The organism is Sphingopyxis sp., from assembly GCF_051861155.1.
In the GTDB taxonomy this organism is placed as follows: domain Bacteria; phylum Pseudomonadota; class Alphaproteobacteria; order Sphingomonadales; family Sphingomonadaceae; genus Sphingopyxis.
Genome location: NZ_JBHYDE010000010.1, coordinates 114,380 through 125,790, shown reverse-complemented (window position 1 = coordinate 125,790; position 11,411 = coordinate 114,380). Strand labels below are relative to the sequence as shown.

General features: G+C 63.9%; 9 protein-coding genes and 1 pseudogene. 1 reads left to right on the top strand and 9 read right to left on the bottom strand.

The annotated features are described in order from the left end of the window. Window positions 1-510: pseudogene (locus tag ACTIFP_RS16680) on the top strand (IS91 family transposase); the annotation flags it as partial. Between the two features lie 99 nt (window positions 511-609). Here the strand turns inward: ACTIFP_RS16680 and ACTIFP_RS16675 are convergent. The 9 genes from ACTIFP_RS16675 to ACTIFP_RS16635 form a co-directional block, all read right to left on the bottom strand. Beyond that, the gene (locus tag ACTIFP_RS16675; protein ID WP_439569814.1) at window positions 610-1,344 is read right to left on the bottom strand and encodes a helix-turn-helix transcriptional regulator; all 735 of its coding nucleotides are present in this window, start codon (window positions 1,342-1,344) and stop codon (window positions 610-612) included. Between the two features lie 346 nt (window positions 1,345-1,690). After that, a complete protein-coding gene (locus ACTIFP_RS16670; protein ID WP_439569813.1) occupies window positions 1,691-2,194 on the bottom strand; it encodes a hypothetical protein in 504 nt (167 codons plus the stop codon). After that, complete coding sequence (locus tag ACTIFP_RS16665; protein WP_313911282.1) at window positions 2,194-3,396, bottom strand: phosphotransferase family protein; 1,203 nt, start codon at window positions 3,394-3,396, stop codon at window positions 2,194-2,196. The genes ACTIFP_RS16670 and ACTIFP_RS16665 overlap by 1 nt, the downstream gene beginning before the upstream one ends. Next, window positions 3,393-4,322: a DUF7064 domain-containing protein gene (locus ACTIFP_RS16660; protein WP_439569812.1), complete on the bottom strand. Its 930-nt coding sequence runs from the start codon at window positions 4,320-4,322 to the stop codon at window positions 3,393-3,395. Before ACTIFP_RS16660 ends, ACTIFP_RS16665 begins: the two co-directional genes overlap by 4 nt. An 87-nt stretch (window positions 4,323-4,409) precedes the next feature. After that, entirely contained in the window at window positions 4,410-6,560 is a 2,151-nt protein-coding gene (locus ACTIFP_RS16655) for a TonB-dependent receptor (protein WP_439569811.1), read from the bottom strand. Then, window positions 6,529-7,872 (bottom strand): amidohydrolase family protein, encoded by a 1,344-nt coding sequence (locus ACTIFP_RS16650; RefSeq protein WP_439569810.1) that lies wholly within the window; start codon window positions 7,870-7,872, stop codon window positions 6,529-6,531. Before ACTIFP_RS16650 ends, ACTIFP_RS16655 begins: the two co-directional genes overlap by 32 nt. Further along, window positions 7,869-8,834: a CoA transferase gene (locus ACTIFP_RS16645; protein WP_439569809.1), complete on the bottom strand. Its 966-nt coding sequence runs from the start codon at window positions 8,832-8,834 to the stop codon at window positions 7,869-7,871. Before ACTIFP_RS16645 ends, ACTIFP_RS16650 begins: the two co-directional genes overlap by 4 nt. After that, window positions 8,831-9,826, bottom strand: coding sequence for an enoyl-CoA hydratase/isomerase family protein (locus ACTIFP_RS16640; protein ID WP_439569808.1), 996 nt, complete (start codon window positions 9,824-9,826; stop codon window positions 8,831-8,833). The genes ACTIFP_RS16645 and ACTIFP_RS16640 overlap by 4 nt, the downstream gene beginning before the upstream one ends. Beyond that, window positions 9,823-11,340, bottom strand: coding sequence for a class I adenylate-forming enzyme family protein (locus ACTIFP_RS16635; protein ID WP_439569807.1), 1,518 nt, complete (start codon window positions 11,338-11,340; stop codon window positions 9,823-9,825). Before ACTIFP_RS16635 ends, ACTIFP_RS16640 begins: the two co-directional genes overlap by 4 nt. Between the last annotated feature and the right edge of the window lie 71 nt (window positions 11,341-11,411).

Here is an 11,411-nt window from a genome sequence, read left to right as displayed (position 1 = left end):
GCCGACCTCCTCCCGGTCGGTTATTTCCATGTCGTGTTCACCCTGCCTGCCGAGGTCGCCGCCATCGCCTATTATAACAAGGCGCTCGTCTATGACCTGCTGTTCAAGGCCGCGGCCGATACGATGCTGACCATCGCCGCCGACCCGAAGCACCTCGGCGCCCGGATCGGCATCACCGCGGTGCTTCACACATGGGGCTCGGCGCTGACCCATCATCCGCACATCCACATGATCGTGCCCGGCGGCGGCATCTCGCGCGATGGAACACGCTGGATACCCGCACGCCCCGCCTTCCTGCTGCCGGTCCGCGTGCTTGGTGCCCTGTTCCGACGCCTGTTCCTAACCCGGCTGCGCGCGCTCCATGACCGCGGGCAGCTCGCCCTCTTTGGCAGCCTCACGCATCTCGCCGAACGACGCGCGTTCCTGCGGCATCTGTCACCGGTTCGGAAGAAGCGCTGGGTCGTTTATGCCAAGCCGCCGTTCGCGGGTCCCGAGGCCGTGCTCGCCTATCAGCAGCATGGATTTGCCTCCGTTTGAAAAGAGGCGTTCCAATTGAAGGGCTTTTCGCCCCCACACCATAGCATGATAGGGGGGTGTCGCCGATTTTTCTCAACGCTTGGCGATGTCCTCGAAGCTGATGTCTCCGTCGTAGAGCGCCCGAACCGTCAGCGTGATGCCGCCGTTCGCCTCGTAGCGCTGCCGCGCGTTGCGAAGATGCTCGCGCACCGTGTCCGGACTAAGGCCGAGCCTCAGACCGATCCTCCGGACCGACTCGCCCTTTGCCGACCAGATCAACACCTCGCGCTGCCGGCGGGTTAGACGAGGGCCAATATGCGCTAGATCGGGATAGGCGATCAGGCGCGCCGCATCGAAGGCGGGTCCGCCAATCATCCGCGCGAATTGCAGCGCGTCGGCGCTCGCAACGGCGCCCGGTTTCCATGCGAACGAAACGGAGCCATGCGCATGGCCCGGAAGATGGGCGGGCACCGTGAGCCCGTCGCCGATGCCGTGCCGGCGCGCCTCGGCGAGTATCATGTCGTCCTCGGGTCGCTCAGTCTTCATATTGTGCCAAAGAAAACCCGACATGCTGCGCTGGCTTTCGCGGTGGACGGGGTCGGTGACGCCGAGCCGTTGTTCGTCAAACCAAAGCGCCCATTCTTCCGGGTAATTGTGGACGCGGACGCCCCGGTCCGGAGCTGCCAGGAAGTCGATATGATGGCTGAGCGCGAACCAGGAGCAGCCCATTCGCGCGCATGCTTCCTGCAAGAGATCCGCGAGGCCTTCCCTATCCCTCACTCGTGAGACGTCGAGCGCAAAGGCATGCGCAGCGTCAATCGTTGGCATTGCGACCCATGGCGCGCCGACCGGCGTTTCCGACCCGTCCGGTCCGCTCGCCCCTCGTCAGTGCCGGCAGCCATGCCCTCTTACAAGGCTGGCCGACCGGCAACGGCCGATCGCCGCTGGTCAAGGCGATCCTGGGAGAATCCGAAATTGCGGGCCAAACCCATATATTTCAAATATATTCGAGAGATAGAACCAGACTGAGGCAATCTCGTCATTCGTCTGCAGGTGCGCCAGCCCCTAAGGTTCGCGCCGAGGTACGTCGATAACCATTTTTCTCATGGCCAATATCGGCCTCGGAAACGGGATATTCGCAGAGCGCGACAGATAGCCGGCGAAGGAGAAGGGCTTAGCGGCTCTGCAATTGCTCTTCGACAGGCGTAAGCTTCGCCGCGCCGCCCTCGAAGCCCATTGGCTCGACCCATGCGCGTTCGCGTTTGAGTTGCACGCTTGCAAAGGCCAGGACCCGGTCGTGAACGGCCTGCGAAAGCGATTCGATTCCGGACGTGTGGCCCGCTTCGATCAATGTCGCGATTTCGCGGCGCAACGAACGGGTACGCGTCACGAGCGACGCCTCGTCCCCAACTGGTTCGGCGAACGCCGACGCCGGCAGACTCACCTTCGCCTCGGAGATAAGCGCCCGCAACTCACCAGCGAGGGCGGCGTGCCGGCGGTGCTCGTCTTCGTCGAACTTCGACTGCAGCGGCGCGCGCAGTCCCATGATGTCAAGAAAGCCGATCGCCAACTTGAGCTGCTCAGCCGCAACCTGCTGGTTCTCGTCCAGGGCGGGAAGGACCACGTCGCGCAGCGTCTTGGCGATGATCGGCATGAGAAATTCAGGGCGGAGTTCCATTATCCGATCCTCCCGAGGATTTCGCGGGCCTCGTCGAGGTTCCGATAGGCGAAAGCGGAAAGCCAGGCGACCGTGAGATCCTGGTGCGTCTTGCCTCCGGCAGCGGCGCGAATGCAGGTGCCGAGAATGATCACGGCCGCGCGGTAGCAGAAGAAGACTCTGTAATAGTCGACCTTTCGACGGTCGACCGGCAAACCGCTCTCACGTTCATAGGTCTCGAGCATTTCCTCGATCGGCATGAGGCCGTGGGCGAGATGGGTGCGGCCGTCTTCGCTCAGGTGGCCCATATTTTCGACGGCGAAAAAGCCGAGCTCCTGATGCCGGTCGCCGAGATGGGCGAGCTCCCAGTCGAGCCAAGCCGTAATTTCTCCGCTCTTCTCGTCGAAGAGAAAATTGCCCGAACGAAAGTCGTTATGCGTGAGCGAGATGCGGTCAATCGCGGGCATATTTCTTTTCAGCCAGTGGGCGAGTTCCGTGACGAACGGGACATCCTCGTTGCAATCCTCTTCCCAGACCCTTGCCCAATGGTTGAGATTCCACTCGACGGCCTCGGTTCCCGGGCTGGGCCGGTCGAATGATGGCAAATCGCCTTTGGTCCAGTCCCACCGGTGCATTCGCGCCATGTCTCGAACAACCGCCCTGCCCAAACCTGCACGGAAATGCGGCCCGAAATTGATCCCGATGCCTGTCACCGAGCTTGTGATGCCGCTCGGCTTGGTCACCCCGTTCACGAAACCGCAGATAAGCGCGGGATACTGCATGTGGCGCGCGTCCGGGTCCGCCCAATAGGCGGCGGGAACGGGCAGGACGCCCTGCATGGCGCGGAGAAGCTCAAACTCACGGCGCCGGCTCGTCTCGACCGCCGATTCGGGAGGCTCCATGCGCAGGACCAGCCGTTCGCTGGTCCTGCCCTCGCCTGGCTTGTCCCATCCGAGGGTGAAAGCGATCTGGAGCTTCGAGGCGCCGCCGGCCAGCCATCCCGCATCACTAAGCGAAAATTCGCCTTCGATTTCGTGCCGCAAGAAGGATTGAAGCGCCTCGAGAATGTCGCCGACGGCGAGCGGCGCATAGCCCGGCCCGCTCCGGCGTTCCTGCTTACCCGTCAGGATGCGGTCCCATTCGCGCTCGGTCGGAAATTTCGCGCGCACGGCCTCGATCCACTGCGGCGGGGGGCAACTTTTATCGACAGGCAGCAACATCATATATTCTCGTTGTTTCCGGCCCACGGAAGGCGGAAGCCGCACTCGCCGAGGCCGTAGCCGAGTGTGCCGTCCGCAAGACGATATTCCATCATATGCTCGGTTACCACGAAGGTATCGAAGGGGAAGGTCCAGCGAAAAATGCGCCGGCTGGTGAATTCATGCGTGTCCCCGTCTGCATCGGTAACCTGCCACTCGCCTGTGCGCATCGTGATATCATCGTCTTCGAACTCGATCCGCTCGCGAACGTCAGTGACCGCCAGCCACCGGCCGTCCTTGCCGACCATTCGCATCCAGGCGTCCTTGCCGGTCGTCGAAAAGCCGTGAACGGCCACGATCGAGAGGCCGTTATCGAAGATGGGCCACGCCAGGCGGTAATGGCGCATATAGTCCCAGTTTCGGGGTCCGACCGAGAGATCGCGAAAGCCCTTCGCGTCGATCGGGATCCGTTCGCCGTCGCGGAGCGTGATGGAGCCCGTCACGCGGCAGGTTCCCTCGGGATGATAGTGCGACATTTCCTTCGCAAATCCATCGTCGCCGCCGCCCCCCGTCAATTCGATGCTGTCGGTCATCGGCAGGATCGCATCCCATTCGAGCGCGACCTTGAACTGGTCGTTGTCGAACAAGACTTCGGCCTTGCGAAGCGGATCGATCGATCGAAGGGTTACGTCCGCGATCGTGAGCCCCCCCGTAAGGCGCTCGCGCGTATAGGGCAGATTCATGTTGAGCCGCGTGAAGAGCGGCCGCCCGTCGCGAAAGAAGATGAACCAGAGATTGGCCTCCTTCCGGTTCTCGAGGATTCCGACGCGAATAAATCCTCCGGTTTGGGTCGCGGGGTCGTAAAAATTGAAATAGAAGCTCTGATTCCAATCGGGATGCTCGTTCGCCGGACAATAGCCTTCAGGGTCAAAATTCTTCGGGTAATTCATCGATGATGCCTTTTCTTTATCCGGCAGGGAGCGGGCGGACCCATCCTGGAGAGCTTGGGTGATCCCCGCATCCCTGCCGTACCGCCTTCAGCGGGTCTTGAAGGATAATGTGACGCCGTAAGTCGCCGGCTTACCGGCAAACCGGCCAGCCGAGTCCCCCGAGGGAATCACCGCAGTCCAATAATATTCGTTCAGGATATTCTTGCCCCAGACCATGACGCGCCAAGCACCGTCGGGCCCCTCATATCCGAGCCGCGCATCGACGGTTGCGTAGCCATCGTTGCGAAACACATAGGTAACGCCGGGCCGCACAACGGTCGTCGGACCCGCGGGAAAGACCAGCCGACTGCCGCCCAGCGCCGAGTCCGAGGCGGACCGGGCATTAAGGGTCAAGCCGGCAAAGGGGCCTCCCGAGCCATCGCCGTTCAGGCGATAATCGAGGTTGAGCACGCCCGACCATTTTGGCGTAAATGGCAGATCGTCCCCGACGAAGCTGTCCGGCAGGCCCAACACATTATAGTTGTAGGGCGCCGGCGGCCCTTGCTGCACCCGCGAGTTGAGGTAGGTAACGCCGCCGCCGATCGTCAGTCCTGGCACCGGGCGTAGGGTGACGTCGGTCTCAAATCCGTAGATGCGCGACTTTGGCACATTGGCGAGCGTGTCGAGGGTCCCGAAAATATCGGGTGTTTCGATCAGTTTGCCGCGAATCTGCTTGTCGCGATAATCATAGTAGAAGCCGGCGGCATTAAATTGCACCGCGTGATCGGCAAGCGTGGCCTTCAGGCCGGCTTCATAGGCGGTCACTTCTTCCTGAACCACGGGCTGGAGTGAAATATAGGAAGCCGCCGCGAGACTCGGAAAGCTGCCGGCCTTGTACCCGCGCGAGACATTCACATAGACAAGGACATCGTCGCTGGCCCGATAATCGATGCCGGCACGCCACGATATATTATCTTCCGAAAGACGCTGAACGATGGGAGGGCCGTTGGTAAAGGCCTGGGTGAAGGTATAGCAGGCGCTCGGCGACGTTGTGCCGAAGATCTTGTCCACATTGCCGCCCGGAATTGTCGATCCGCAATTCACGTCGTCGATGCGCGAATTGGTGTAGCGCGCCGCAGCTTTAAGCGTGAATTGCGCCGAGAGGTCATATTCAACGCTGCCGAAAAAGGCGTAGTTGCGGATATCCTGCCGGTTGGTGACCTCCGAGGCGTTGATATAGAAGAGCGCCGGATTGTAATTGCTGTTGTGAAAATAGCGCAGGAGCTGATTTTCAAAGGTGCGGCTGTCCTCATAGTTTGCACCGACCAGCCAGCGGAATGTCCCGGTCGCCCCGTTGGCAAGTCGCAGTTCCTGATTGAAGGATGTGATCGTGCCATTGCCCTTCTGGAGATCGAAGGTGACCAATGTGTTCCCATCGCCGTCGGTGCGCTGGTCCTGATCATAATCGATATAGGAGGTCAGAGCCGTCAGCGTGACATCTGCGCCAAGTTCAAGATCGGCGCGAAGGGCCGCCTGGAGGAGCCGCTTGTTCGACCGCGGATCGAAGACGGTCGGCCGCGCTGTTCCAGGTACGAGCGAGCCATCGGGATTGACCGTGCCCGTCGCGGGGTCCGTTACCAAGGTGCTCCAGTCCGCCGCGCGCGCGCGATCCGGCGCGAACACCGAACTGGCGGCGAGAAAATTGGCCGCAGCGCCCGCAGGTCCCACCGTGCGGATCGCGATCAGTTGCTGCGCTTGCGGCTCGGACTTGTCGCGCCAACCATTGAGGTTGAGCGACAGTTTGAAGGTATCGGAAATATCGGCGTCCAAAAGAAGCCGTCCGGCGACGTAGCTCGTGGCGCCGTTCCGGTCACCGGGCCGCGTGATGCTGTACTGCCAGCCGTCGGAATTGGCGCCGGTCACCGCAAGCCGCGCTCGCAGGCCTTCCGCGATCGGACCGCTGACGAAGGCGGTTCCGTCGATCGCGTTGAAGCGACCGAAGCTGATATCGCCCCCGGCCTCGAACCTCTCGGTCGGCCGCGCAGCGATATAGTTGATCGCGCCGCCAGTCGAATTCTGCCCAAACAGCGTTCCCTGCGGTCCCTTCAGCACCTCAATACGATCAAGGTCATAGGCCGAATGGCTGGCCAGCGCCGGAAAGGGTAACGGCGCCTGGTCGATATAGACGCTCATAGGCGAGATTCGGTACCGTCGTCGCGCCCGTTGCCTAAGTCTCGGCGCCCCAAATGATTGCCCCATCGACCATGGTCAGCCCAACGCGCGCCTGTGCACCGAACTCATCGCGCCAGTCATATAACATCAAGTCTGCCGCCCCGCCCACCGCCAGCGGCGCACTTTGATATAGTGCAAAGGCCTCCTCGCGATTCACCGCTTCGTCCGCGCCGATCACCGCGCCGTCCCGTGTCCGCCTGTCCGTCGCCGCCCGCAACGCGATCCATGGATTGACGTCGCCATAAGGCGCGTCGGACCCACCAAGCACCCGCACGCCGCCACGGATCAACGATCCGAGCCGATATAGATCGCTCAATTCGTCCGCATCGATTTGCGCGCGATAGCGATCGCCGCGGTCGTGGATGAAATTGGGCTGGGTAACGATTGTCAGCCCCGCTGTCGCGATATCGTCGATCAAGCTGGCTGGTATCACCCCGCCATGCTCGATCCGGTCACCCGGTCGCGCGCCGCCCGCGGCCGACAACGCCTCCAGATAGAAGACCAGTTCGCCCAGCGTCACACAATGCGCCGCGACGGGACGGCCAAGTGCGCGAGCCGCGGCAATGCGTGTAACGACCGATTCCAGCGGTGGGAGTTCGTCTTCGTCGTACAGCAATTTGACCGGGCCGAGGCTATATTCCGGACCGGCAGGCAGCCCCTCGGTCCCCATCATCACCAATCTCTGCGGCATCGCCCCGGCGAGCAATGCGGCTTCGGCGGGCCCGTTTGACGCCCCAGCATCCGTCACCGCCGTCACACCCCATTGCGCAAGCTTCGCACCCAGAGGTGCCAGCGAGGGCGACGCCCCGCCGATCCGTTCGCGAAGCCACGCGTCGCCACGCCGGATGCGCCCGGTCGCTTGCCCCGCGGCGTCGCATTCGACGCACGCGGGAAAGGGAGGCGAACCGAGCAAGGCGACCCCCGCGCTGTTGAGAAGCCAATAGCCACCTGTCCGGTCCTGCACCCGCAAAGGTCGGTCCGCCAGCCAGGCGTCGAGCAAATGACGATCAGGCAATCCCGCGATGCGTTCGTCATAGCCGATTGCCCGAACCCAGGTCGCGGCCGTACCGGCACGGGCCCGCAGCATTGCAACCACCGCGCCGTCTGTGCGGCAATCGGCCAGATCGACCGATTCCAGCCGCGCCGCGGTGGCGAGCAGGTGGATATGGTGGTCGTGCAGGCCCGGTCCCGCGGTAAGGCCAAGCGCATCATATTCCGGACCATGTCCTTCCACGGACGGGCCGATGGCGGCAATACGGCCCTCGCGCACCGCGATCGCCAATATTGTCCCGTCAGCGCCAAGCGCATTGCGGATGATCAGGTCAAACTGCTCGCTCACGCCGCCTCCCTTGCAAAAGTCGCGGCCGTCCGCGCAAGCGAGACATCGAGCAACCCTCGCAGTCCATGCGCCAGCGCCTCAAGCGCCAGCGTCGCCGCGGTCATTCCAGTCAAAGGATCGGCGAGCGCATCGCCGACGAAATGCGGGATGTCCTCATTCCATCGCACCAGCCCGCCCGCCGCGGCGCAGTCGTCGCCAAAGCCGACGCGCGTCGCCGCCTTTCCCGACCAGCCATGCGCGGTGATCGCGACCCACAACAGATCGGGGTTGATTGCAAACAGACGCTCCTCGTCGAGTCCCAGCCGCGCGAGCGCGTGGGGCCGCGCCGAGGTGATCAGCACCCTCGCCTCGCCGATCTTCGCCAACAGTTCCGGGGTATTTAGCGCCATCTGGCATCGCCGCTTCGCCCCATTCAGTCGCGCGTCGAGCTGCGGCATATACTGCGCCGTCGAATCGGGCCGAGCCGGACTCTCGATCTTCACCACGGCATAGCCCGCCTCGGCAAGCAGCGCGCCGCAATAAGGGCCGGCCCAAAGGGCGGACAGATCGAGCACAAGGCCGTCGATGGCCTTGCCGGGCGCGAGAGCGGGGGCCGCCAGCGGCTCTGCCTCGACGAGCCGGGCAACGGGCAGGTGCAATTCGGTGCCCGCCGCGACCATTTCGCTGACTTCACGCCCGGCCGCCGTGCGCAATATCGCTTGCCAAGGCTCGTCCTCGAACCCCGCACCTGTCCAGGCTGGCACAAGAGCGCGGTCCTCGTCACGCGCCAATGTCACGGCCATCCAGCCGTCTCTGCAAGGCACCAGGCGACTACGCCGGTTCGCCGACCACAGGCCGGGCTCGGCGAGCGCCAGATCGTCGCGCCGCGAAAGCGCGCGGCGCGGGTCGAAGGCGATCCGCTTTGGGGAAGCAGCGACCAGCCGGTCGCCAGCCGTCGCCACGGCATCAAGCAAAGCGGTCACGGATCGTCCTCAACCGCGTGCACGAGCCCCCAGTCGAGCGCCATGTCCGCGCGGATGCGCCGGCCCGACAGCAGCATCCACAAGGTGCGATGTCGTCCGACTGCCCGCGCGACCGTTGCCGTACCCCCCGCCCCCGGGATCAGCCCCATCGAAATTTCGGGTAGCTGGAACCATGCGTCTGGAGCGGCGATCCGGCGGTGCGCCGCCGCCGCTACTTCGATCCCGGAGCCGACGCAGGCGCCGTGCAACCGCACCGTACCCCGTGCGCCCAAGGCATCGAGGGCGCGGGCGCAACTGTGCAATGTCCGCACGGCATGTGCCTCCGCCAAGTCGCGCGCGGTGCCGAATTCGGCGAGCGCTCCACCGGTCGAGAAACATTTGCCCGCACCGCGAAGACAAACCTCCGGCTCGGTCGGATCGTCGAGCGCGTTGGCAAGTGCTTCGTGAAGCGCTTCGCGCATCGCGGCGGTCATGGCATTTCGATTGGCGGGGTCGCTCAGCGTCAGGACCAACCGATCGCCACTGCGCTCGATTGCCACCGGATCGGAAGGCGTCGTCAGCCGCCTGTCGATTGTCAATGCGTCTCGCCAGCGCGCGAATTCGGCGCCGCCGAGCAGCGCCGAGTAGGCGAGGGACTCGACCGTCAACGCATCAGCGAGTGGCAGTCTGACGGTCAGCCGCAATATCTGTGCGGCGATCGTTGCCGCCAGCGGATTGGCGCGCACCGCGTCGGCGAGGTCGTCGACCCGTGCAAAACTGCCGACCGACACCCACGGCCGCGGTGCGGCGGTGGCCGTGGTCAGCAGCAGGTCGAAATCTTCGGCAACCGCCGCCGGGAGCGCACCCGCGCGATCGATTCCGATCACCACCGCCTGAATCGGCACCCTCGGCCGCCGCCATGTCGCGGCGTCGACCGTCAGCACGGGTTCACCGCCTGGGGCGGACAGACGGTCGGCTCCCAAATGGTCGGGGAGAAGATCGGACCACGTCATCGCGCTTCCCTGATCGGCGCAGCCCCTTCCGCCAGTTCGGCTTTCAAAACGCGGCGCAGCAGCTTGCCGGTTTCGTTATAGGGAAGCTCGTCGCGGACGAACCATGCCTCGGGGGTCTTGGTCGATCGCAGCTTGTTGCGGATCGCCGCCGCCATCGCCTCAGTGTCGGGCGAGCCCGACCGCGATACGATCACCGCGACGATCTTTTCGCCCCAGCGCTCGCACGGGATACCGAGCACGGCGCAGTCGGCGATGTCGTCGAAACTGCGCAGCAGATCCTCGATCTCGCCCGGCGAGATATTCTCGCCGCCGCGCACGATGACATCGTCGAGCCGCCCCTCGACGAAGAGATAACCGCCTTCGTCGATCCATCCGGCGTCGTTGGTCGCAAACCAGCCGTCGTCGGCGACTGCCTTTTTGTGCAGATATTCGCCCGAGACCTGTTCACCGCGGACATGGATCTCGCCATGTTCGCCGATGCCGCAGCCCGACCCGTCCTCGCGGCGGATCTCGAGTTCGATGCTCGGCAGCGGCTGCCCGACCGATGCCAGGCGGCGGCGGATTACCGGATCGGCGGAGGCGAAAGCGGCGCGATGATCGTCGGCGCCGAGCAGCGCGACCGTCGAACTGGTTTCGGTGAGACCATAGGCGTTGACGAAGGCGACATGCGGCAACATCGCCAGCGCGCGCGCGATTACCGCCTCGGGCATCTTGCCGCCGCCATAAGACAGCGCGCGAAGCGCGGGCAGCATTTCGCCGGTCGCCTGCATGACGTCGAGGATGCGATCGAGCATCGTCGGCACCACCATCGCGTGCGTGATGCCCTCGGCGGCTGCCGTGGCGACCCAGTCCTCGGCGGTAAAGCCCGGCAGGTAGACGATGCGCCGGCCGCCGTACGCCGCGGTCAGGATCGCGGAAATCCCGGCGATATGGTAAGCGGGTACGCTGACCAACGCCGCTTCGTCCTCGTCGGCGCCGAGGAACTCGACGGTCGACATGACGTAGGAGGTGAGGTTCGCGTGGCGCAGCACCGCGGCTTTCGGGTCGCCGGTGGTGCCGCTGGTGAACAGGAGCGCGGCAACGTCCTGCTCGGTCTTGGGCAGGTCGACCTTCCCGGGTATCGGTCCGCGCATGAATTCTGCTTCGAAACGGCTGCGCGCGATCACCTCTACGTCATCGACGGGCGCTAGGCGCGCCAGCATGTCGTCATCGGCGATCAGCACCGCCGGAGCACTGCGCACGACCAGCTTGTTGAGATCTGCATCGGCGAGGCGATAATTGAGCGGCACGAAGGGCGAACCCGCCATCCCGCTCGCGAAGAGAAGGACGGGCAAAATGTCGCCGTTCATGCCAAGGAAGGCGGTGTTCGGGTTGCGCTTGTCCGCAAGCCACGCCGCGACCTGGCCCGCCCGCGCGCGATAGGCGTCGAAATTGCAGCCGTTTTCCTTCGGTCCGAGCGCGATGCGGTCGGGGCAGGCGTCGGCGGCAATATCGAGAAGCAGCGGCGTGCGCATGGTGTCAGTCCGGAACCGGAAACGGCATGGCCGTCATTGGCCTTATCGTGGTGCCTTCGAAGACAAGGCCA